The sequence below is a fragment of the Nocardia sp. CDC160 genome (assembly GCF_035818795.1).
In the GTDB taxonomy this organism is placed as follows: Bacteria; Actinomycetota; Actinomycetes; order Mycobacteriales; family Mycobacteriaceae; genus Nocardia.
The window spans coordinates 871,818-892,817 of record NZ_JAYKYT010000001.1 but is presented as its reverse complement, the minus strand read 5'-3'; the positions used below and the strand labels follow the sequence as shown (position 1 = coordinate 892,817).

Annotated in this window: 23 protein-coding genes; 13 read left to right on the top strand and 10 right to left on the bottom strand. The window is 68.3% G+C overall.

Annotated elements, in window-relative coordinates; all coding sequences use genetic code 11:
* Positions 1-159 precede the first annotated feature (159 nt).
* Both VMT40_RS03935 and VMT40_RS03930 read left to right on the top strand, forming a co-directional pair.
* Positions 160-2,718 (top strand): ATP-dependent Clp protease ATP-binding subunit, encoded by a 2,559-nt coding sequence (locus VMT40_RS03935; protein WP_326309965.1) that lies wholly within the window; start codon positions 160-162, stop codon positions 2,716-2,718.
* A gap of 152 nt (positions 2,719-2,870) precedes the next feature.
* A complete protein-coding gene (locus VMT40_RS03930) occupies positions 2,871-3,659 on the top strand; it encodes a phytanoyl-CoA dioxygenase family protein (RefSeq protein ID WP_326356583.1) in 789 nt (262 codons plus the stop codon).
* Between the two features lie 182 nt (positions 3,660-3,841).
* Here VMT40_RS03930 and VMT40_RS03925 read toward each other — a convergent pair whose 3' ends face one another.
* Positions 3,842-4,504, bottom strand: coding sequence for a response regulator transcription factor (locus tag VMT40_RS03925; protein ID WP_326357182.1), 663 nt, complete (start codon positions 4,502-4,504; stop codon positions 3,842-3,844).
* Between the two features lie 27 nt (positions 4,505-4,531).
* Positions 4,532-5,758 (bottom strand): sensor histidine kinase, encoded by a 1,227-nt coding sequence (locus VMT40_RS03920; protein ID WP_326356582.1) that lies wholly within the window; start codon positions 5,756-5,758, stop codon positions 4,532-4,534.
* Between the two features lie 125 nt (positions 5,759-5,883).
* Here VMT40_RS03920 and VMT40_RS03915 point away from each other — a divergent pair, with 125 nt between their 5' ends.
* Positions 5,884-6,780, top strand: coding sequence for an ABC transporter ATP-binding protein (locus tag VMT40_RS03915; protein ID WP_326356581.1), 897 nt, complete (start codon positions 5,884-5,886; stop codon positions 6,778-6,780).
* Positions 6,777-7,625, top strand: a complete 849-nt coding sequence (locus VMT40_RS03910; protein WP_326356580.1) for an ABC transporter permease — start codon at positions 6,777-6,779, stop codon at positions 7,623-7,625. The genes VMT40_RS03915 and VMT40_RS03910 overlap by 4 nt, the downstream gene beginning before the upstream one ends.
* Position 7,626: 1 nt before the next feature.
* On the opposite strand, the gene VMT40_RS03905 is transcribed toward VMT40_RS03910, so the two are convergent.
* Positions 7,627-8,232 (bottom strand): TetR/AcrR family transcriptional regulator, encoded by a 606-nt coding sequence (locus VMT40_RS03905; RefSeq protein ID WP_326356579.1) that lies wholly within the window; start codon positions 8,230-8,232, stop codon positions 7,627-7,629.
* Positions 8,233-8,337: 105 nt separating this feature from the next.
* On the opposite strand from VMT40_RS03905, the gene VMT40_RS03900 reads away from it, so the two are divergent.
* From VMT40_RS03900 to VMT40_RS03880, 5 genes are all read left to right on the top strand, one after another.
* Positions 8,338-8,985 (top strand): FMN-dependent NADH-azoreductase, encoded by a 648-nt coding sequence (locus VMT40_RS03900; RefSeq protein ID WP_326356578.1) that lies wholly within the window; start codon positions 8,338-8,340, stop codon positions 8,983-8,985.
* A 1-nt stretch (position 8,986) separates the two neighbouring features.
* Positions 8,987-9,307, top strand: a complete 321-nt coding sequence (locus VMT40_RS03895) for a DMT family transporter (RefSeq protein ID WP_326356577.1) — start codon at positions 8,987-8,989, stop codon at positions 9,305-9,307.
* A gap of 30 nt (positions 9,308-9,337) precedes the next feature.
* Positions 9,338-9,778, top strand: a complete 441-nt coding sequence (locus tag VMT40_RS03890) for an SRPBCC family protein (RefSeq protein WP_326356576.1) — start codon at positions 9,338-9,340, stop codon at positions 9,776-9,778.
* Between the two features lie 46 nt (positions 9,779-9,824).
* Entirely contained in the window at positions 9,825-10,268 is a 444-nt protein-coding gene (locus VMT40_RS03885) for an OsmC family peroxiredoxin (RefSeq protein WP_326356575.1), read from the top strand.
* Between the two features lie 152 nt (positions 10,269-10,420).
* On the top strand, positions 10,421-11,692 hold the full coding sequence (locus VMT40_RS03880) for a DUF418 domain-containing protein (RefSeq protein ID WP_326356574.1): 1,272 nt from the start codon (positions 10,421-10,423) through the stop codon (positions 11,690-11,692).
* Here the strand turns inward: VMT40_RS03880 and mhuD are convergent.
* Positions 11,664-11,975, bottom strand: coding sequence for a mycobilin-forming heme oxygenase MhuD (gene mhuD, locus VMT40_RS03875; RefSeq protein ID WP_326356573.1), 312 nt, complete (start codon positions 11,973-11,975; stop codon positions 11,664-11,666). The genes VMT40_RS03880 and mhuD overlap by 29 nt on opposite strands.
* A 107-nt stretch (positions 11,976-12,082) precedes the next feature.
* On the opposite strand from mhuD, the gene VMT40_RS03870 reads away from it, so the two are divergent.
* The 3 genes from VMT40_RS03870 (at position 12,083) to VMT40_RS03860 (ending at position 14,997) form a co-directional block, all read left to right on the top strand.
* Entirely contained in the window at positions 12,083-12,826 is a 744-nt protein-coding gene (locus VMT40_RS03870; protein ID WP_326356572.1) for an alpha/beta fold hydrolase, read from the top strand.
* 78 nt (positions 12,827-12,904) lie between these two features.
* Positions 12,905-14,077 carry an acyl-CoA dehydrogenase family protein gene (locus VMT40_RS03865; protein WP_326356571.1) on the top strand — a complete coding sequence of 391 codons (1,173 nt, stop codon included), beginning with the start codon at positions 12,905-12,907 and terminating at the stop codon, positions 14,075-14,077.
* A 107-nt stretch (positions 14,078-14,184) separates the two neighbouring features.
* Entirely contained in the window at positions 14,185-14,997 is an 813-nt protein-coding gene (locus tag VMT40_RS03860; RefSeq protein ID WP_326356570.1) for an enoyl-CoA hydratase/isomerase family protein, read from the top strand.
* 80 nt (positions 14,998-15,077) lie between these two features.
* Here VMT40_RS03860 and VMT40_RS03855 read toward each other — a convergent pair whose 3' ends face one another.
* The 6 genes from VMT40_RS03855 to carD form a co-directional block, all read right to left on the bottom strand.
* The gene (locus VMT40_RS03855) at positions 15,078-15,356 is read right to left on the bottom strand and encodes a DUF4190 domain-containing protein (protein WP_326356569.1); all 279 of its coding nucleotides are present in this window, start codon (positions 15,354-15,356) and stop codon (positions 15,078-15,080) included.
* A gap of 126 nt (positions 15,357-15,482) precedes the next feature.
* Positions 15,483-16,466, bottom strand: coding sequence for a 23S rRNA (guanosine(2251)-2'-O)-methyltransferase RlmB (gene rlmB, locus VMT40_RS03850; protein WP_326356568.1), 984 nt, complete (start codon positions 16,464-16,466; stop codon positions 15,483-15,485).
* A gap of 297 nt (positions 16,467-16,763) precedes the next feature.
* Entirely contained in the window at positions 16,764-18,161 is a 1,398-nt protein-coding gene (cysS, locus tag VMT40_RS03845) for a cysteine--tRNA ligase (protein WP_326356567.1), read from the bottom strand.
* A gap of 43 nt (positions 18,162-18,204) precedes the next feature.
* The gene (gene ispF, locus VMT40_RS03840) at positions 18,205-18,672 is read right to left on the bottom strand and encodes a 2-C-methyl-D-erythritol 2,4-cyclodiphosphate synthase (protein ID WP_326357181.1); all 468 of its coding nucleotides are present in this window, start codon (positions 18,670-18,672) and stop codon (positions 18,205-18,207) included.
* Positions 18,673-18,686: 14 nt separating this feature from the next.
* On the bottom strand, positions 18,687-19,433 hold the full coding sequence (gene ispD / locus VMT40_RS03835; protein ID WP_326356566.1) for a 2-C-methyl-D-erythritol 4-phosphate cytidylyltransferase: 747 nt from the start codon (positions 19,431-19,433) through the stop codon (positions 18,687-18,689).
* A gap of 2 nt (positions 19,434-19,435) precedes the next feature.
* Positions 19,436-19,924: an RNA polymerase-binding transcription factor CarD gene (gene carD, locus VMT40_RS03830; RefSeq protein ID WP_019931623.1), complete on the bottom strand. Its 489-nt coding sequence runs from the start codon at positions 19,922-19,924 to the stop codon at positions 19,436-19,438.
* A 430-nt stretch (positions 19,925-20,354) separates the two neighbouring features.
* Between carD and VMT40_RS03825 the strand changes: the two genes are divergently transcribed.
* Positions 20,355-20,999, top strand: coding sequence for a hypothetical protein (locus VMT40_RS03825; protein WP_326356565.1), 645 nt, complete (start codon positions 20,355-20,357; stop codon positions 20,997-20,999).
* Position 21,000 lies beyond the last annotated feature (1 nt).

The window sequence follows — 21,000 nt, the reverse complement described above, 5'->3', positions numbered from 1 at the left end:
CGCAATAGGGTGGACGGACGACGTGCGTGACCCCCGGCAACTAGAGTGGAGTCGGGGGATGCAACCCCAGGGCTTCATGGCAGGCTGGCGACCAGAAGGGCAGCACAGGGTCTGAAGCGCCGGATGCCGTAGTAGGCGGAGCAGGAGAGTGAGGGAGCGATGTTCGAGAGGTTCACCGACCGCGCACGGCGGGTCGTTGTCCTGGCCCAAGAAGAGGCCCGGATGCTCAACCACAACTACATCGGCACCGAGCACATCCTGCTGGGCCTGATCCACGAGGGCGAGGGTGTCGCGGCGAAGTCGCTGGAATCCCTGGGCATCTCGTTGGAGGGTGTGCGGTCGCAGGTCGAGGAGATCATCGGTCAGGGCCAGCAGGCTCCGTCCGGCCACATCCCCTTCACCCCGCGTGCCAAGAAGGTGCTGGAGCTGTCGCTGCGCGAGGCGCTGCAGCTCGGCCACAACTACATCGGCACCGAGCACATCCTGCTCGGCCTGATCCGCGAGGGTGAGGGTGTCGCGGCGCAGGTGCTGGTCAAGCTGGGCGCGGATCTCAACCGCGTGCGTCAGCAGGTCATCCAGCTGCTCTCGGGTTATCAGGGCGGCAAGGAGTCGGTCGAGGGTTCCGGTTCGCGCGGCGAGACGGGCACCCCGTCCACCTCGCTGGTGCTCGACCAGTTCGGCCGCAACCTGACCCAGGCCGCCCTCGAGGGCAAGCTCGACCCGGTCATCGGCCGCTCGAAGGAGATCGAGCGCGTCATGCAGGTGCTGAGCCGCCGCACCAAGAACAACCCGGTCCTGATCGGTGAGCCCGGCGTCGGTAAGACCGCCGTCGTGGAGGGTCTCGCCCAGGCCATCGTCAACGGCGAGGTGCCGGAGACGCTCAAGGACAAGCAGCTCTACACCCTCGACCTGGGTTCCCTGGTCGCGGGCAGCCGCTACCGCGGTGATTTCGAGGAGCGCCTGAAGAAGGTGCTCAAGGAGATCAACACCCGCGGCGACATCATCCTGTTCATCGACGAGCTGCACACCCTGGTGGGTGCGGGCGCGGCCGAGGGCGCCATCGACGCGGCCTCGATCCTCAAGCCCAAGCTGGCTCGCGGTGAGCTGCAGACCATCGGCGCCACCACCCTCGACGAGTACCGCAAGTACATCGAGAAGGATGCCGCGCTGGAGCGCCGGTTCCAGCCGGTGCAGGTCGGCGAGCCGACGGTCGAGCACACCATCAACATCCTCAAGGGGCTGCGCGACCGCTACGAGGCGCACCACCGGGTCTCCATCACCGATGGCGCTCTGGTCGCGGCCGCCACCCTGGCCGACCGCTACATCAACGACCGCTTCCTGCCGGACAAGGCGATCGACCTCATCGACGAGGCGGGCGCGCGCATGCGCATCCGCCGGATGACCGCGCCGCCGGACCTGCGCGAATTCGACGACAAGATCGCCGAGGCGCGCCGGGAGAAGGAGTCCGCGATCGACGCGCAGGACTTCGAGAAGGCCGCGCGCCTGCGCGACAAGGAGAAGCAGCTCGTCGCCAAGCGGGCCGAGCGCGAAAAGCAGTGGCGCTCCGGCGATCTGGACGTCGTGGCCGAGGTCGACGACGAGCAGATCGCGGAGGTGCTGGCCAACTGGACCGGTATTCCGGTGTTCAAGCTCACCGAGGAGGAGACCACCCGTCTGCTCCGCATGGAGGACGAGCTGCACAAGCGGATCATCGGCCAGGAGGACGCGGTCAAGGCCGTCTCCAAGGCCATCCGCCGCACCCGCGCCGGTCTGAAGGACCCGAAGCGTCCCTCGGGCTCGTTCATCTTCGCCGGTCCGTCCGGTGTCGGTAAGACCGAGCTGTCGAAGGCGCTGGCCAACTTCCTGTTCGGCGAGGACGACGCGCTCATCCAGATCGACATGGGCGAGTTCCACGACCGCTTCACCGCCTCGCGCCTGTTCGGTGCCCCTCCGGGCTACGTGGGTTACGAGGAGGGCGGCCAGCTCACCGAGAAGGTGCGGCGCAAACCGTTCTCGGTGGTGCTGTTCGACGAGATCGAGAAGGCGCACCAGGAGATCTACAACACCCTGCTGCAGGTGCTCGAGGACGGCCGCCTGACCGATGGTCAGGGTCGCACGGTCGACTTCAAGAACACCGTCCTGATCTTCACCTCGAACCTCGGCACCTCGGACATCTCCAAGGCCGTGGGTCTGGGCTTCGCCCAGTCCAACAACGAGGGCTCGAACTACGAGCGGATGAAGCTCAAGGTCAACGACGAGCTGAAGAAGCACTTCCGGCCCGAGTTCCTCAACCGCATCGACGACGTGATCGTGTTCCACCAGCTGACCCAGGATCAGATCATCCAGATGGTCGACCTGATGATCGGCCGCGTCGCCAACCAGCTGAAGAACAAGGACATGGAGATCGAGCTGACCGAGAAGGCCAAGAGCCTGCTGGCCAAGCGCGGTTTCGACCCGGTCCTGGGCGCCCGCCCGCTGCGTCGCACCATTCAGCGCGAGATCGAGGACCAGCTGTCGGAGAAGATCCTCTTCGGCGAACTGGGCCCCGGCCAGGTGGTCGTGGTGGACGTCGAGGGTTGGGACGGCGAAGGCCAGGGCGAGAACGCCAAGTTCACGTTCAGCCCGAAGGCCAAGCTGACCAAGAAGACCGACGCCGCCGAGGACAAGCCGGTCGCCGCCCTCGCGGGTGACGCCCCGGCCGCCGCCTCCGGCGAGTAAGGCTCGGCCTCCGGCGAGTAAAGGCTCAGCGAGACAACGGAAGCCCCGCATCTCCTTCGGGAGGGCGGGGCTTCCGCCTTGTCCGGGGCCGAAATTCGGTGGCGGCGCGATCCCGGGATGGTCGATGCTGGTGGCCGACGAGAAAGGATCGCATGCTTACCGACGCACAGATCGACGCCTTCATCACCGATGGATTCGTCAAGGTCGAAGGTGCCTTCTCCGCCGAGACCGCCGCCGCGGGCCGGGAGATCCTCTGGCGCGAAACCGGTTGCGACCCGGACGATCCGGCGACGTGGACGCAGCCGGTCATCCGGCTCTGGGATCACGCCGAGGAGCCTTTCCAGCGCGCGGTCACCGCTCCCGTACTGCTCGAGGCCTACGACCAGTTGGTGGGCCCCGGCCGCTGGCTGCCGCGAAAGAGCCTGGGCAGCTGGCCGATTCGCTTCCCGAGCCCGGAACCGCCCGGCGACGCGGGCTGGCACGTCGATGTGAGCTTCCAGGGCGATGCCGACGTGAACGACTTCCTGAGCTGGCGGGTGAACGTCTTCTCCAAGGGCCGCGCCCTGCTCATGCTGTTCCTGTTCTCCGATGTCGGCCCCGACGACGCCCCCACCCGGATTCGGGTCGGCTCGCATCAGCGCCTGGCTGCGGTGCTGCGCCCGTTCGGGGAGGAGGGCACCACGATGTTCGATCTGCACGAGTTCTACGCCGACTGCGACGATCTGCCCGAGGTGGCGGCCACGGGCAAGGCGGGCGACGTCTACCTGTGCCACCCCTTCCTCATCCACGCCGCCCAGCCCAATCTCACCGGCCGACCCAAGTTCATGGCACAGCCACCGCTGCTGTCGCGTGAACCTTGCGTCCTGGACCGCCCCGACGGCGCGTATTCGCCGGTGGAACAGGCGATCCGGGCGGGACTGGAGCTGGGTGTGGAGCGCTGAGTACGCGCGCCGACGGCGACCGACCGGTTGGTTGACCGATTCAGGATCTGGTTCGGGTCGCTACTGTTTCACCCGGGTGATCTCGGTTCGCTTTTCCATACCGGTGCCGACCGGATTCGCACCGCTGGTGTCGGTGGCGGCGTGCTCGGGGAATGGGACCCGCCGCCACCGTCCCCGGTAACCTACTGCCACCCGGGCCGGACCAGGCCCGACTCGTAGGCCATGACCACGAGCTGGGTGCGGTCTCTGGCATTGAGCTTCACCAGGATTCGACTGACGTGCGTGCGCGCGGTGGCCGGGCTCATGTAGAGCCGATCGGCGATCTCGGCATTGGTCAGGCCCTCGGCCACCAGGGTCATGACCTCCCGCTCGCGGTCGGTGAGTTCGGAGAATTCCGCCGTCGGTGCGGGTTTGGCGTGCGAGGCGAACTCCGCCACCAGACGTTTGGTGACGCTCGGGGAGAGCAGCGCCTCGCCGTCCGCGACCACGCGGACCGCCTTGATGAGGTCGGCGGGCTCGGTGTGCTTGACCAGAAAACCGGTGGCGCCCGCGCGCATCGCCTCGAAGACGTACTCGTCGAGTTCGAAGGTGGTCAGCACGACCACCTTCACCGCGGCCAGCGCCGGGTCGGCGGCAATGGCGCGGGTGGCGGCCAGGCCGTCCAGGATCGGCATGCGAATATCCATCAGCACCACATCGGGCACCAGGTCGCGGGCCAGGGCCAGGGCCTGTTCGCCATTGTCGGCCTCGCCCACCACCTCGATCCCGTCCTGCGCGCCGAGCAGCGCGACGAAGCCCGCGCGCACCAGCGCCTGATCGTCGGCGATCACCACCCGGATGCCCATCGCGCCCTCCTCGCTCGAATCATCCACTCACGCAGCCGGTTCCGGCCGGGCCAGGTGGGTGGGCAGCCGGGCCCGGACCCGGAAACCACCGTCGGCCTTGGGCTCGGCGGACAGATTGCCGCCCAGGGCGTGGGCGCGTTCGGTCATGCCCGTAATGCCGTGGCCACCGGTCGGCGACTGCGGGGCGGGCTGGCGGGTGGGCCGGGTGTTGTCGATGGTGAGTTGCAGCCGCTCGGCCGAATAGTGCACGCTGACCAGCACACTCGCGCCGGGCGCGTGCCGCACCACATTGGTCAGTGACTCCTGCACGATGCGCGCGGCCGCCACGTCCACCACCGCGGGCAGCCGCCGGGGGCCGCCGGTCACCATGGTGTGCACCACGAGTCCGGCCGAACGGGCCGGGCCGGTGAGCTTGTCGAGATCGGTGATGCCGATGGTGGGCGCGGTGGGCGCGGCCACGGTGGCGGTGCCGCCGCGAATCGAGCGCAGCAGCGCGTTCACCTCGCCCAGCGCGTCCTTGCTGGCGGACTTGATGGCGGCCAGCGCGGTGGCGGCCTGTTCCGGCTTGCGGTCGATCAATTCCAGTGCGACCGAGGACTGCACATTGATCAGCGACAGGCTGTGCGCGAGCACATCGTGCAGTTCGCGCGCGATGGCCAGGCGCTCCTCGGTGACCCGCTGCTCGCGTTCGGCCAATTCCAGTGCGCGCTGGGCCTGTTCGCGTTCCCGCTGCGCCTGCTCACTGCGCCGGGCCGACTCGGCGCGCTGCTTGCGCGCGGTCACCGCCGCACTGCGCTGGCGGATGCCCTCGGCCCCGGCGGCGAGCAGGAAAAGCCAAGCGAGCAAGCCGAATTCCTGCCACGCGTTGGTGTGGTAGCCGCGCCAGCCGGGCAGCGGCCACACCATGAGGAAGTAGCCGACCGCGACGAACGGGTAGGTGTACCAACGGGATCCATGGACGGCGGCGACCAGGAACGCCACGACCAGGGAGATGAAGATCGGCCCGTAGCCATAGCCCGCCAGCAGGTAGACGGCGGTGACGACGAGCGTCCCGTAGAACACCTGCAGCGGGTAGCGGTGCCGCAGCACCAGCAGCAGCGGACCGGCCACGAGCAGGAGGTAACCGCCGACGTCCAGGCCGCGGGCCACGGTCTGGTGGTGATTCGCCAGGGTGCCGAAACCGAGCTGTATCGCCCCCACCGCCACTGCCGGGAGCACATCACGTCGCCCGAGCCTTCCCCCGCGAAAGTCCATAGCTGCACCGTAGCGCCGTACGCGGGCCGCGGCACCGTGTCACGGCGAAATACGTCGAGATACGTACGGCGGATCACGCGCCGCGACGGATTATTTCCCGCACGCTCGAGCGGATCGTTGGTCCCATGAACGAAGCGATTGTCGTCACCGACCGGTTGACCAAGCGCTACGGCTCCCACACCGCCGTGGACGCCGTGAGCATGAGCGTCCATCGCGGTGAGATCTACGGTTTCCTGGGCCCGAACGGCGCGGGCAAGACCACCACCCTGCGCATGCTGGTCGGTCTGATCCGGCCGTCGGCGGGCACCGCCACGGTGCTCGACCGAGCGCCCGGCGATCCGGACACCTTGCGCCGCACGGGCGTTCTCATCGAGGGCCCCGGCTTCTACCCCTATCTTTCGGGCCGCGACAACCTGCGCGTCCTGGCCCGCTATCGGGGCGTCGGCGACAACGCGGTCGCCGAGGCCCTGGACCGGGTGGCCCTCACCGCCCGCGGCAAGGACGCCTTCCGCACCTACTCGCTCGGCATGAAACAGCGCCTCGGCGTCGCGGCCGCCCTGCTCGGCGGCCCCGACCTGCTGATTCTCGACGAACCCACCAATGGCCTGGATCCGGCCGGAATGGCCGAGATGCGGGAGCTCATCACCGGACTCGCCGCCGACGGGCACACCGTCGTGCTGTCCAGTCACCTGCTCAGTGAGGTGCAGGAGATCTGTGATCGCGTCGGCGTGATCTCCGGTGGGCGGCTCCTGGTCGAGTCCACCGTGCGGGAATTGCGGGGCGCGGCATCGCTTTTCGTGCGCGCCGAGCCGCTCGGCATCGCCCTTCCGGCGGTGCGGGCGGCGGTGGGGGAGCGGTCGGCGCTGTTGACCGCCAACGGTATTCGCGTCGACGCCGGGGCGGGCGCGGCGCCAGCGGTGGCGCGGGCGGTGATCGAGGCCGGTGCCGACCTGCTCGAGCTGCGCAATGACGAGAAGTCCTTGGAAGAAGTCTTTTTCGAGATGACGGAGACCCCGAAATGACAGACCTACTGGCCAGCACCCGGGCCGAACTGCTGCGACTGCGGCGCTGGCCCGCCTACTGGATCGTGCTCGGCACCTGGATCCTGTTGAACCTGACCTTCGCCTATCTGTTCAACTATCTGGCCTATTCGACCGGCAGCAGCACCCGCATGTCCAACGGCCTGCCGCGCGAGCAGCTCTTGCAACAGATGCTGCCGTCGGCGGTGCCCGAGGTGTTCACGCAGGGAATGGCCATGTTCGGGGGTGCGCTCATGCTGGTGCTCGGCGCGCTGGCGGTGGGCAGCGGATACGGCTGGGGCAGCTGGAAAACCGCGCTCACCCAAGGACCTTCGCGGGTGCACGTGATCGGCGCGGTGGTGCTCGGCCTGGCGTTGACGGTGGTCGCGCTGGTGCTGGTCGCCTTCGTGGTCGACACCGGCGTCGCGACGCTCATCGCGAGTACCCAGGGGCAGTCCCTCGCCCTGCCCTCGGTGGGTCGGGTAGCGCTCGGAATCGGTTCGGGCACCGCCATTCTGGGCATGTGGACGCTGGCGGGCGCGCTGATCGGCGCGATCGCCCGGGGGCCCGCGCTGGCCGTCGGCCTGGGCCTGGTCTGGGTGCTGGTGGTGGAGAACCTGCTGCGCGGGGTGGCCGCGATCTTCTCGCCCATCAGGGCGATCACCGACCACCTGCCCGGCACGGCCGCCGGTTCACTGGCGGGTTCGCTGCGCACGGTGACCGGTCCGGCCACCCCCGGCGTGCTGAATATTCTGAGCCGCGGTGAGTCCCTGCTGGTCCTGGCCCTCTACGTCATCGCCTTCGTGACCGGCACGATCTGGCTGATCCGACGCCGCGACATGATCTGAATCAGGCTGCGGCGGAACCGATAACACCGATGGCGAGTCGAGCGAGCGCGGACTTGATCTCCTCGGAGGTCAGTCCGCGCTCGCGCTGGTGTTGGTACACCTCCGCGGCGAGCGGTGCCAGCAGCGGATCCACCAGCGAATCCGGTTGCGGCACTCCGGCTTCCACGAGCAGTGACCGCACGTGCGCCACCCAGAATTGGTAGGCCCCGGTCCGGAAACGCGCGCCCCCGGTCTCCGCGCCCAGCACCAGCGGGGCGTGAGTGTCCAGCAGATCGACCATCGCGCCGTAGAACGCGGCCAAGCGCTCAGCGGGCGGCGCACCCGGACCGAGCGGCGGTTCCCCGCTCAGCAAGTGCTCCTGCACGACGCGCTCGTGCTCGTCGAGCAGCGCGACCGCGATCGACACCACGTCCGGGTACCGCCGGTACAGGGTGCCCCGGCCCACGCCCGCCGCCTTGGCGACATCGTCCATGGTCACCGTGCGCGGGTCGCGGGTCGTGAACAGTTCCGCCGCGGCGGCCAGCACCTTGGCCCGATTCCGGGCCGCGTCGGCGCGCTCGACGGGCGCGGACGAGGTATTCAGCAGCGGCAGACCGGGGGTGTTCATGCAGCTCACTGTAGCCGCCTCGGAATAAGTGGACGAACTGTCCGGTTATGACCTAGCGTAGATCGCGTAAACGGACTCGATGTCCACTTGATGGAAGGCTCGAACATGACCGCCCTGCTGCACCTCGACGCCAGTGCCCGCCGCAATTCGGTCAGCCGCCTGCTGGGTACGGCCTTCGCCGACGCCTGGCGCGGCGAACACCCCGCCGGGGGCTACACGTATCGCGACCTGGCCGCCGACCCCATTCCCTTCATCGGCGAGGGCTGGACCGAACTGTGCGATCGGGTACTCGCGCGCGGCAGCACCGACCTCGACCGGCTGGGTGAACTGGTGAATTCGCCAGCGCAGCAGGAGGCTTGGGAAATTGTCGAGCCCCTGCTGACCGAGGTCCGCGCCGCGGACGTCATCCTCATCGGCACGCCGATGTACAACTACTCGATTCCGGCGAGCCTCAAGGCGTGGCTCGATCAGATCACCTTCCCGCGAATGTCGCTGGCTCCCAGGCGTTTCGTGGTTGTCACCGCACGTGGCGGCGCGTACTCGCCGGGCGCGCCGAAGGCGATCTACGACTATCAGGAGCGCTACCTGCGCGACTTCTTCGCGGGCCATTTCGCGGTCCAGGACACGGTTTTCGTCAATGCCGAACTGGTCAACTCGCGCCACGATCCGGCCCTGGCGCACCTGCGCGAGAAGCACGAGGCCTCCTACACCGCGGCCCTCGACACCGCCCGCAGACTCGGCAAGGAGTACTGAAATGAACTGGCTGGTCCTGGCTTTGGCGGGCGGGGTGGAAATCGCCTGGTCGCAATCCATCAAGCCGACCCAGAATTTCACCAGGCCGCTGCCGACGCTGATCTGCTTCGTGCTCGCGGCGGTCGCGGTGTATCTGCTCTCCTACGCCATGCAATCGCTGCCGGTGGGCACCGCCTACGCCGTCTTCACCGGCATCGGCGCGGTGGGCGCGATCGCGCTGGGCATCGTGATCCAGAAGGATCCGCTCAGCGCCGGACGGCTGCTGGCGCTATCCATGATCATCGGCGGCATCGTGTTGGCTCGGGTCACCAATCCCGAGTGAGCGCGGGCGGGGGCGGTATCGTCGCGGCCCATGGACGTTGCGCCCCTGCGGCCACCCGACCTCGCCGCGCGACCGTTCTTCCTGGTCGCCGAACGCATCATGGCCGCCTCGCCCGCCGAGCTCTATCGCCAGTGCACCACGCAATTCGGGCTCTGGTTCGCCGACCCGGGTTCGGTGCTCATGCGCGCCGAAGTGAACGAGCCGTTCTTCTTCACCGCGGGCGGCGGCCAGCCGCACTACGGCAGATTCCTGCGGCTCGATCCCGACCGGCTGGTCGAGCTGACCTGGGTCACCAGTGGCACCGAGGGCGCGGAAACCGTTGTCACCCTCGAACTCTCGCCCCACGGCGCGGGAACGGCGCTGCTGCTCACCCACGCCGGATTCCCGACGGCGGCCACCCGTGACCGCCACGAGATCGCGTGGCCGAAGATCCTGGAGCGCTGGGATCACCGCACCGCGGCCGCGGTCTGAAGCGTAGGTTCGACGCCGTACCCGGAAATCATCGAAAGGATTTGGAATGCCCACACGTACCGCGCGCACTGCCTGGTCCGGCAGCCTGCAGGACGGTTCCGGTCAGGTCGAACTGGTCAGCTCGGGCGTCGGCAAGTACGACGTCTCCTTCCCCAAGCGCGCCGCCGACACGGCCGACGGCACCACCAGCCCCGAGGAACTCATCGCGGCCGCGCACTCCTCCTGCTACTCGATGGCCCTCTCGGGTCAGATCGGCAATGCGGGCGGCACCGTGCAGAGCCTGGACACCACCGCCGATGTGACGCTGGGGCCGGATCCGGCGGGCGGCTTCCGCATCTCCAAGATCAAGATCACCGTAGTCGGCCGGGCGTCGGGCATCGACGAGGCCGGATTCCTGGCCGCCGCCGAGGCCGCCAAGGCGGGCTGCCCGGTCTCCAAGGCGCTCTCGGGTGTCGACACCATCGAGCTGGACGCCCGCTTCGAGGCGTAGCTCGCGAGTTCCCGGCTGACACTTTGGTTAGCCGGGAACTAACTCTTTCGGCTATTTCTTTGTCTTCGGCCCGCATTGGGCTCGAATTTCCCGCCCGGTTCGAATTAGCCTCGCTGTCACTGCCAGTCGAAACCCTGGAGGTGGGCAAGGTTATGGCGTCGCCGGTATCGGTCACCGAACCGCAAGAGTCGGATGCTTCGAATTCGCTGCCGCGGGTGCTCGCGCTCGATGCGGCGCGGGGCATCGCGGTGCTGGGCATGTTCGCGGTCCATGTCGGACCGCATCGCGGCATGCCCGGGGCGTCCTGGCTGACTCCCTTCGAGGGGCGCTCGGCGGCGCTGTTCGCGGTGCTCGCGGGTGTGTCGCTGGCGCTCATGTCCGGCGGGGCGCGACCGGTCACCGGAATCGCGGCCCGCCGCAGCGCAATTCGCATCGCGACCCGCGCCGTCCTCGTCGCACTGGTGGGTCTGGCACTGGCGCAACTGCATTCGGGCATCGGGATCATGATCATCCTGACCTACTACGGCCTGTTCTTCCTGCTGGCGCTGCCCGCCCTGCGGTTGGACGCCCGCGCGCTGGCGCTGCTCGCGGTGGTGTGGGCGGTGGCCGGGCCGATCGCCTCGTTCGTGATCCGAAGTCATATGAACCAGAACACATTTGGTGGGAGCCCCACCTTCGAGATGTTCACTTCGTGGTCGGGGCTGCGGCAGGCGGCCGAGATGCTGACGCTCACCGGTGCGTACCCGGCGTTCACCTGGATGCCGTTTCTCTTCGCGGGTATGGCCCTGGGGCGCTGGGGAATTCGCTCGCTGCGGGCGCTGCCCGTGATCGGCGTCGGGGCGGGGCTGGCGCTGCTCGGATACGGCGGTTCGTGGCTGGTGCAGCATCCGCTGGGTGGGCGCGCGCATTTGGTGGACCTGCTGACCCGGGGAATGGCCGAGGCCGGGGTCAGCGACTTCGATCCGGGGCAGATCATCGATATGACCGGCCTGGGCACGGTGGGCACGACCAGTTGGTGGTGGCTGACCGTCGCCAATCCGCACAGCGGCACCCCGTTCGAGGTGGTCGGCGCGACCGGTGTCGCGTTCGGGGTGATCGGCGTGCTGATGGCGCTGGTCCCGCGCGCCGGGATCGCGCTGCGGCCGCTGATCGCCGCAGGCTCGTGCGCGCTGAGCCTCTACATCCTGCAGGCCGTGGCGGTCAGTGTGCTGGTGCCAGTGCCGGACGCCGACGCGACCGCGCTGCCCGGCGGCATTCACGGCCCGAGCTGGGCACTGTTGGCGCTGCTCGCCCTCGGCTCACTGGCGTTGGCGACCCTGTGGCGCAGCCTGTTCCGCCGCGGTCCGGCGGAATGGCTGCTCCACACCGTCACCTCGGGGGTGACGAATGCCTTGGTCAGGCGTTCTTCCCCGCCACATCCATGACGACCTCGAACTCCAGCAGGGACGCGCCCGTGGCGACCGGCTTGCGGGCCTCACCGGCGTGCGCCTCGCGGGCCGGGCCATCGCGCCACGCGGCGAAGGACTCCTCCGAATCCCACTGGGTGACAACGAAGTAGCGGGTCTCGCCGGAGGTCGGGCGGAGCAGCTGGAAGCCCAGGAAGCCCGGGGAGTTCTCGACCGCGTGCGCGCGGTGCGCGAAGCGCTTCTCCAGCTCGGGGCCCGCGCCCTCGGGGACCTCGATTGCGTTGATCTTGACGACAGCCATGGGTGCGACCCTACTCCGGCGACTCGGACGTATCGTTCGAGGCGAATGGAACAACTCTCGAAACTCTCAGGGGTTCCCCCTGAAACCCCCGGAACATGGTTGAGGTGATGTTGCACGACGAAGGCGGCACCGGCGTGCCGATCCTGCTGCTGCACGGATTGATGGGCAGCGCTCGCACTTGGCGGTCGCAGTTGGGCTGGCTGCGGGAGTTCGGGCATATCTACACGTTCGATGCGGCCGGGCACGGGCGTCCGGCTCCGGCGGAGCTGACCACCGAGGCGTTCGTGGCCGACCTGGCCGCGGCGACCGTCGAGATCGCCGAACCCATGGTGGTGATCGGACATTCCATGGGCGGGCTGCACGGGTGGATGTTCACCGCCGCGCATCCGGATCGGGTGCGGGCGCTGGTGGTCGAGGACATGGCGCCCGACTTTCGGGGGCGGACCGCGGAGAACTGGGCCGCCGTGATTTCGGCCTGGCCGCAACCGTTTCCGGACGAGGCGGCGGTGCTGGAATTCTTCGGACCGGTGGCCGGGCGCTACTTCCTCGACTCGTTCACCCACGGTCCGGACGGCTACCGCCTGCACGGCGAGGTGCCGACCTTCCGGGACATTTCCGAGGAGTGGGGTACCCGCGACTTCTGGGTGCAGTGGAAAACCATCACCGCCCCGGCCCTGCTGCTCGAGGGTGAGCACACCATCACCCCGCCCGGGCAGATGCGCGAGATGGCGCAGGTCCACCCGGATGCCCGGCATGTCCTGATCCCGGACGCGGGCCACCTGGTCCACGACGACCAACCGGCCGCCTACCGGGCCGAAGTCGAGAAATTTCTGCGTCGCGTCATCGTTTGATGGCGGGTGCCTTCAGTCGGGTGGGGGTGGCGTCGTATGCTCGGCTCGACCGCGACTCCAGACGGATGGTGACCACCGATGATCGACTTCTCGATTCCCGCCGACCTCGCTGCCGAACGTGATCGTGTTCGCCAGTTCGTCATCGACAAGATCGTGCCCTTCGAGCGCGATCCGCGCCTGACCGCCCACGGCCCGAACGACGAGCTGCGGCAGGAAATGGTCGAGCTGGCCCGCGCCGAGAAGCTGCTCACCATCCAGGCCCCCGTGGAGCTGGGCGGCCGCGGTCTCACCCACGTCGAGCAGGCCGTGCTGTACGAGGCGTCCGGCTGGTCCACCCTCGGCCCGGTCGCCATGAACTGCGCCGCGCCCGACGAGGGCAATATGTTCCTGCTCTCCAAAATCGCGAATCCCGAACAGACGCAACGCTTCCTGCAGCCGGTCATGGACGGCCACCAGCGCAGCGTCTTCGCCATGACCGAACCCGGCGGCGCGGGCTCGGACCCGAATCAGCTCGCCACCGAGGCCACCTTCGACGGTGAGAACTTCACCATCAACGGCCGCAAATGGTTGATCACCGGTGCCGACGGCGCGAAGACCTGGATCATCATGGCGCGCTTGGCCGCCAACCCGTACCTGCCCGAGGGTCCGACCCTGTTCCTCACCGAGGGCGACACCAAGGGCATCGTGATCGAGCGGATCATGAACACCATGGACCGCAACTACGTGGGCGGCCACGCGGTGGTGAAGTTCGAAAACCTGGTGCTGCCCAAGGAATCCGTGCTCGGCGAGACCGGCCAGGCGCTGCGCTACGCCCAGTTGCGGCTGGCCCCGGCCCGCCTCACCCACTGCATGCGCTGGCTGGGCGCGGCCGAGCGGGCCCAGTCCATCGCGGTCGACTACGCCAAGACCCGCACCGCCTTCGGCAAGCCCATCGGCGAGCACCAGGGCGTGTCGTTCATGTTGGCGGACAACGAGATCGCGCTGCACCAGTGCCGCCTCACCATCTGGCATGCCTGCTGGTTGATGGATCAGGGCCACAAGGCCCGCCACGAATCCTCCATCGCCAAGTCCTACGTCTCCGAGGAGCTGTTCAAGGTCACCGACCGCTGCGTCCAGGTGCTCGGCGGCATCGGCATCTCCGACGAGACCGTGGTGGAGATGATCTTCCGCGACATGCGCGCCTTCCGCCTCTACGACGGCCCGACCGAGGTACACAAGTACGCCATCGGACGCCAGATCCTGCGCGGATAGGGGGGAACAACTCTCGAAACTCTCAGGGGTTTCACCCCTGAAACCCCTGGAGATCTTGGCGTCGGCTCCCGGGCGTGCCGCCGCCGCGATGACTAGGATTTCTGCCTATGAGTTCGGAATTGCACGTGGACGTCTCCGGTGGCGTCGCGGTGCTCACGCTCAATCGTCCCGCCCAGCAGAACGCGCTGACCCCGGCCATGGCGTCGGAAATCGGTGCGGCATTGCGTCGCTGCGACAATGACGATGCCATCGGGGCCGTCGTCATCACCGGCACCCCGCCCGCGTTCTGCGCGGGCGCGGACCTGTCGCTGAAGGTCGGCGAGGTCAACGGCCTCATCGACCCGCCACCGTTCCGAATTCGAAAACCGGTCATTGCCGCGGTGAACGGGCATGCCGTCGGCATCGGCCTGGAGATCGCCCTGCAGTGCGATCTGCGCTATGTCGCCCGCGACGCCGTCTACGCCCTCAACCAGGTCCGCCGCGGCGCGCTCGCCGACGGGTTCGCGCACTGGACGCTGCCCCGGCTCATCGGCAGCGCCCGCGCCGCCGACCTGCTCCTCACCGGTCGCACCTTCGACGGCGACGAGGCCTACTCGCTGGGCATCGCCAATGCCTGCCTGCACGCCGCCGAGGTCCTCCCCACCGCCCTCGAGGTGGCCCACGATATCGCCCACGGCTCGGCCCCCCTCCCCGTGGCCCTGTCCAAGCGCCTCCTCTGGGAAGCCCCCACCATGCCCCCGGAAACCGTGGGCCGCTTGGAAACCGAACTCAACGACTACGTCTCCCAGAGCACCGACGGCGGCGAAGGCGTAGCCGCCCTCAAGGACCGCCGCCCACCCAAATGGACCGGCAGCGTCAGCGGCGAATGGCCCGCCTGGGACGCCGTAACCGGCGGCGACCAACGCCCCGGCCTGGACTGAGATAGGCGGGGGTCCGGGGGCGGAGCCCCTGGGATCTCGAGGGGGTTCGGGGGCGAAGCCCCTGAGAGTTACGAGAGTTGTTATTTCCCGCCGCTGATGGCGATCAGCAGGAAGAGGATCGCCATCACCACCATGAGGCAGGTGCCGATAATCCCCAGGATGTAGCCGACCAGCACCTGGACCCGGCCGCCGAATCGCCCCTCGCCCGCTTCGATCTCATTGAGGGCGCGCCGCCCCATGGCCCAGGCGATCGGTCCCAGCGCGCCGCAGCAGAACACGCTGAGCGCGCCCAGTAGCAGGACGGCTGTGGCGTGCTCGTGCTCGACGGGTTGTCCGATGGGCGGCTGATCGTAGACCACCGCCCGAGTTTACGGGCGCGACACCGCGCGAGCAGGCTGACGCGCGGTCTTCGCTTGCGGCACTTGATCTTCGCGGGTGTCGCTCGGCCTCGTCGCAGGTGTCACCAAGTGGGCGACCGTCTGGATTCAGACCCGGCGCTGGCGGGCGACCTCGGCGAGCACGACGCCCGCCGCGACCGACGCGTTCAACGACTCCACCGGTCCGGCCATCGGAATGCTCAGAATCGCGTCGCAGGTCTCGCGCACCAGCCGCGAGAGCCCCTTGCCCTCGGAGCCGACCACGATGACCGTCGGTGCGCTGCCGTCGAATTCATCGAGGGTGGTGTCCCCGCCCGCGTCGAGTCCGACGATCTGGTAGCCCTTGTTGGCCCAATCCTTCAGCGTGCGAGTCAGATTCGTGGCACGCGCGACCGGAAGCCGCGCCGCCGCACCGGCACTCGTGCGCCACGCCACCGCGGTGACGCTGGCACTGCGCCGCTGCGGAATCACCACGCCCTGCCCGCCGAAGGCGGCCACCGAGCGGATGACCGCACCCAGATTGCGCGGATCGGAGATATTGTCCAGCGCCACCAGCAGCGCGGGCTCGCCCGAGGCGTGCACGCGGTCGACCAGATCGTCCGGATGCGCGTACTTGTAGGGCGGCACCTGCAGCGCCATGCCCTGGTGCATGCCGTTGTGGCTCATCTTGTCCAGGTCGGTGCGCGGCACCTCGAGGATCGAGATCCCGATCTCCGCGGCCGTCTTCACCGCCTCGCTGAGCCGGTCGTCGTTCTCGGTGCCGTTGGCGACGTACAGCGCCGTGGCGGGCACACCCGCCCGCAGGCACTCCACCACCGGGTTGCGCCCGAGCACCAGCTCCGGTCCCTCATTGTCCTTACGGCCCGCGATGGGCCGGGACGCGTTGCGGGCCCGGGTGGTCGCGGAGGCCGCCTGCGCCTTGGCCTTCGCCTTGGCCCGCTTGGCCGCGACGTGGTAGACGCGATCCTCGGCCTTGGGGGTGGCGCCCTTGCCCTCGAGGCCGCGCCGCCGCTGCCCGCCGGAACCGACGGTCTGCCCCTTCTTGGTGCCCGCCTTGCGCGTCGCCCCGCGTCGCTGGGAATTGCCTGCCATTCACTTCGCCTTCCGTATCTCGCGGGTGACCCGCCTCGACCGGACCGCGGGACGAACCCGCTCACGGTCGATCATGCGGGAAACCTGCCTCCGGTCGGCGCAGCGAATGGCTGCGCCCCTGCAAAAATTCGTGCCGTCTGGACGACAGCGCCCCCGGACCTGCCACGAAACGCGCGGCAGTGCCGGAGGGATCGCTACAAATTGTGCCCCACGCTGGGCCTGGACCCCGAATTCGGTGCGCTGGGCCACACCGCGCGCACTATTCGGGCGAGTGCGCTTCCGCCGTGGCGAAAGCGCTCACTTCTCCTTCGACAGCGACCACTCCGCGCCCTGCGGCGTGTCGGTGACCTCCACGCCCGCGGCCTTGAGCCGGTCGCGGACCGCGTCGGCGCAGGCCCAGTCCTTGTCGGCCCGGGCCTGCTGTCGCCGCTGCAGTTCCGCGCCGATGAGCACGTCGAGCGCGGCGATGGCGGCGGAATTGTCGGCGGGCGCGGCCCAGTGCTCGTCCAGTGGGTCCACGCCGAGAATGCCCAGCATGGCCCGCACCTGACCCGCGAGCAGCCGCGCACCGGACAGGTCACCGGCGTCGAGCGCCTTGTTGCCCTCGCTCACCACGCCGTGAATCTCGGCCAGCGCCTGCGGAACTCCGAGATCGTCGTTCAGCGCGTCGGCGAAGGCCGGGGTCCAGGTGCCGACCGGCACCTCGCCCGAGCGCTCGGCCACCCGCAGCACGAAGGCCTCGAGCCGCTGGTATCCGGCCGCGGCCTCGGTCAGCGCCTGATCGGAGTATTCGATCTGGGACCGGTAGCTCACGCTGCCCAGGTAATAGCGCAGTTCGACCGCGCGCACCCCGACCCGTTCCAGCACGTTGGGAATGGACAGCACATTGCCCAGCGATTTGGACATCTTCTCGCCGCCCATGGTCACCCAGCCGTTGTGCAGCCAGTAGCGGGCGAATCCATCCCCGGCCGCGCGCGACTGCGCGATCTCGTTTTCATGGTGCGGGAAAACCAGATCCATTCCACCGCAATGAATGTCGAATTCCGCCCCGAGATAGAACTCGGCCATGGCGGAGCATTCCAAATGCCAGCCCGGCCGACCCGGACCCCACGGCGAGGGCCAGCTGGGTTCGCCCGGCTTGGCGGCCTTCCACAGCGTGAAGTCGCGCGGATCCTTCTTGCCCTGGCCCGCGCTCTCGCCCTGGTGCACGTCATCGAGCTTGTGGCCGGACAGTTTTCCGTAGTCGGGAAAGCTCAGCACGTCGAAGTAGACATTGCCCTCGGAGGCGTAGGCGTGGCCGCGCTCGATGAGCCGCTCCATCATCCCGACCATCTGGGTGATGTGCCCGGTGGCGCGCGGCTCGCCCGACGGCGGCAGCACGCCGAGGGTCTCGTAGGCCCGATCGAAGGCGCGCTCGTGGGTGGCCGCCCACTCCCACCAGGGGCGGCCGTGCTCGGCGGCCTTGTTCAGAATCTTGTCGTCGATATCGGTGACATTGCGAATGAAGGCGACATCGAAACCGTTGGCGGACAGCCACCGTCGCAGCACGTCGAAGGCGACGCCGCTGCGCACATGGCCGATGTGGGGGTTCCCCTGAACGGTCGCGCCGCACAGGTACACCGAGGCTTTGCCGGGGACCAGCGGCGTGAATTCACGCAGGGTCCGCGTCTCGGTGTCGAAAAGGCGCAGAGTCACGACGGGCATCCTAGCTGTTGGGAAATGGCGGATTACGGGCGCGTCAGGCCCGACAACACAGCAGCGCCGTGGCAACCGCCGCCACGCCCTCGCCGCGGCCGGTGAGGCCCAATCCGTCGGTGGTGGTGCCGGATACCGACACCGGCGCACCCAGAATCTCGCCCAGCACATCCTGTGCCTCGATCCGCCGCGGACCGATTTTCGGGCGATTCCCGATTACTTGTACAGCCGCATTGACAATGTCGTATCCGGCCTCGTCCAAAAGCCGCCGGACTTCCTTCAACATGGCCGCGCCCGACACGCCTTCCCATTCGGGTCGGCCGGTGCCGAAAACCGCTCCCACATCGCCCAATCCGGCCGCGGACAGCAGCGCGTCGCACAGCGCGTGCGCCGCGACGTCGCCGTCGGAGTGACCCGCGCAGCCGCTGTCGCCCTCGAACAACAGGCCCGCCATCCAGCAGGGCCGACCGGGTTCGACGGGGTGCACATCGCTGCCGATGCCGGTGCGCAGCGCCCGGGGATCGATCACGGCGCGATCACCGCCTCGCGTGTCGTGTCCAGTCCACCTGCGGTGTCGGGGGTATCACGACGGCTGACAAGGGTATTGGCCAGGATCAGATCCAGGGGGGTGGTGATCTTGAAGGCCAGGGCGTCACCGAGCACCGTGTGAACGGTCGCTCCCAGCATTTCCACCAACCCCGCATCGTCTGTCGCCTGTGTACCCACAGCGTAGGCGGCGCGCAGTAGCTCGGCCTCGAAGCCCTGCGGAGTTTGAATGGCGCGCAACCCGGATCGGTCCGGCGTGCCGGTGACGGCACCGCCCGCGTCCACCGACTTGATGGTGTCGGACACCGGCAGCGCGGGAACCACCGCCCGGGCGCCCGCGCGCAGTTCCTCGACCACCCGGGTGATGAGCGCCGGGGGAGTCAGGGCCCGGGCCGCGTCGTGCACCAGGACGAGGGCGGCGTCGGGCGCGGCGGCCAGCCCGGCCCGCACCGAATCGGTGCGCTCGGCCCCGCCGGGCACCACTCGAACGGGCACGGCGGAGACCGGCAGCAGCGCGCGGGTCTCGGTGACGAGTTCGGCGGGCACCATAACCACAACTTCGTCGACCGACCCGGAATCGATCAGCCCTTGCACGGCCAAAGTGAGCATGGGACTGCCGCCGACATGGACGAAGGCCTTCGGCTTGTTCTCGCCGAGACGCACGCCCATACCGGCGGCAGGAACCAGAGCGACGACACGGGTGTCGTCGCCGGGTGTTGTTTTCACGGTCAGGAGGCCGCTGCGAGAACCTCGTCGAGCAGGGTCTCGGCCTTGACGTCGTCGGTACCTTCCGCGAGCGCGAGCTCACCGACGAGAATCTGGCGGGCCTTGGCCAGCATCCGCTTCTCACCGGCGGACAGGCCGCGATCCTGCTCACGACGCCACAGGTCGCGAACGACCTCGGCCACCTTGTTCACATCGCCGGAGGCGAGCTTCTCGAGGTTGGCCTTGTAGCGACGGGACCAGTTGGTCGGCTCTTCGGTGTGCGGAGCCCGCAGCACCTGGAAGACCCGGTCCAGGCCCTCCTGACCAACGACGTCGCGGACGCCGACGTACTCGGCATTCTCCGCGGGAACCCGAACGGTCAGGTCGCCTTGTGCGACCTTCAGGACCAGATACTCCTTTTGTACACCCTTGATGGTGCGGGTTTCGATAGCTTCGATCAGCGCCGCTCCGTGGTGGGGGTAAACGACGGTGTCTCCGACCTTAAAAATCATGTGTCCCGTGCCCCTTTCGATGTTCACAGTTTAACATGCGACTCGGTAACGGCGCGATCAACGGCGCAGGTCAGGGCCACAACGAGGCGGCGGCGGGGGTTGACAGAACGCGAATCGTGTGCATCCCGTTGTGGCATAAGGGGATAGCGCATCGCACTTGTCACGCGCATATGCGAGTGCCTACTTCGCATACGCGACCGAGCACCCTCACATAAACGGCAATGCCGCTCTCGAGAAGTCGTCTCCGAATCTCTGTCAGGCCCCCTGGCGCTTCCGCCGCGCGCACGCCGCCGTATCCACGACACGCACACGGCCGTATCCACCACGCGCACGCGACACCGCCCGCGTGTAGCGCGGGGGAACGCACGCATTACTCTCTGTGACTACTACTCTCCATAGTGGAGTTAGCCCGGTCGACATGGAGGACCCCGTGACTGCCCTGAAAGCCACCCTTGCGTCGAAGCCGCGCCGGCGTGCCGTGACAGTTGCCGCACTCGCCGCGGGTGCGGTGCTCGCGCTGTCGGGTTGCGGCGCCGGTCAGGTCTCGCAGACCGCCACCCAGGTCGCGGCCGTGAATGGCAACAGCGCGAATGTCGGTTCCATCGCCCTGCGCGACGTGCGCTTCCTGCTCCCGCAGACCGAGGAGTACAACAACGCCAAGGGCGGCAAGGCCGTGCTGGCCTTCAGCGCCGTCAACCTGAGCGATTCCAAGACCGACGAGCTGGTCAGCATCAGCTCCGATCTGGGCCAGGTCAAGCTGGCCGACAAGGTCGAGATCAAGCCGTCCAGCGTGGTCGTCGCCGACAAGCCGACCGCCAAGGACGCGGCCCAGGCCGCCGCCGTGCACGAGCAGAACCAGGGCGAGGCGGCCAGCGACAAGGTCACCGACCCGAACGCCAAGCCGATCCTGGTCGAGGTCACCGGCCTGACCAAAGACGTCACCCCGGGCCTGACCTACCCGCTGACCTTCAACTTCAAGGAGGGCGGCACCGTCGTCGTCAACACTCCGGTCGACGCGGGCCCGAACAACCCGCGCCAGGAGCCCCCGAAGGCCGAGAAGGGCGGCGAGCACTGAG

Coding starts and splice junctions, on each gene's coding strand:
- VMT40_RS03935 (WP_326309965.1), top strand. CDS start 160: ATGTTCGAGAGGTTCACCGACCGCGCACGGCGGGTCGTTGTCCTGGCC.
- VMT40_RS03930 (WP_326356583.1), top strand. CDS start 2,871: ATGCTTACCGACGCACAGATCGACGCCTTCATCACCGATGGATTCGTC.
- VMT40_RS03925 (WP_326357182.1), bottom strand. CDS start 4,504: ATGGGCATCCGGGTGGTGATCGCCGACGATCAGGCGCTGGTGCGCGCG.
- VMT40_RS03920 (WP_326356582.1), bottom strand. CDS start 5,758: ATGGACTTTCGCGGGGGAAGGCTCGGGCGACGTGATGTGCTCCCGGCA.
- VMT40_RS03915 (WP_326356581.1), top strand. CDS start 5,884: ATGAACGAAGCGATTGTCGTCACCGACCGGTTGACCAAGCGCTACGGC.
- VMT40_RS03910 (WP_326356580.1), top strand. CDS start 6,777: ATGACAGACCTACTGGCCAGCACCCGGGCCGAACTGCTGCGACTGCGG.
- VMT40_RS03905 (WP_326356579.1), bottom strand. CDS start 8,232: ATGAACACCCCCGGTCTGCCGCTGCTGAATACCTCGTCCGCGCCCGTC.
- VMT40_RS03900 (WP_326356578.1), top strand. CDS start 8,338: ATGACCGCCCTGCTGCACCTCGACGCCAGTGCCCGCCGCAATTCGGTC.
- VMT40_RS03895 (WP_326356577.1), top strand. CDS start 8,987: ATGAACTGGCTGGTCCTGGCTTTGGCGGGCGGGGTGGAAATCGCCTGG.
- VMT40_RS03890 (WP_326356576.1), top strand. CDS start 9,338: ATGGACGTTGCGCCCCTGCGGCCACCCGACCTCGCCGCGCGACCGTTC.
- VMT40_RS03885 (WP_326356575.1), top strand. CDS start 9,825: ATGCCCACACGTACCGCGCGCACTGCCTGGTCCGGCAGCCTGCAGGAC.
- VMT40_RS03880 (WP_326356574.1), top strand. CDS start 10,421: ATGGCGTCGCCGGTATCGGTCACCGAACCGCAAGAGTCGGATGCTTCG.
- mhuD (WP_326356573.1), bottom strand. CDS start 11,975: ATGGCTGTCGTCAAGATCAACGCAATCGAGGTCCCCGAGGGCGCGGGC.
- VMT40_RS03870 (WP_326356572.1), top strand. CDS start 12,083: ATGTTGCACGACGAAGGCGGCACCGGCGTGCCGATCCTGCTGCTGCAC.
- VMT40_RS03865 (WP_326356571.1), top strand. CDS start 12,905: ATGATCGACTTCTCGATTCCCGCCGACCTCGCTGCCGAACGTGATCGT.
- VMT40_RS03860 (WP_326356570.1), top strand. CDS start 14,185: ATGAGTTCGGAATTGCACGTGGACGTCTCCGGTGGCGTCGCGGTGCTC.
- rlmB (WP_326356568.1), bottom strand. CDS start 16,466: ATGGCAGGCAATTCCCAGCGACGCGGGGCGACGCGCAAGGCGGGCACC.
- carD (WP_019931623.1), bottom strand. CDS start 19,924: ATGATTTTTAAGGTCGGAGACACCGTCGTTTACCCCCACCACGGAGCG.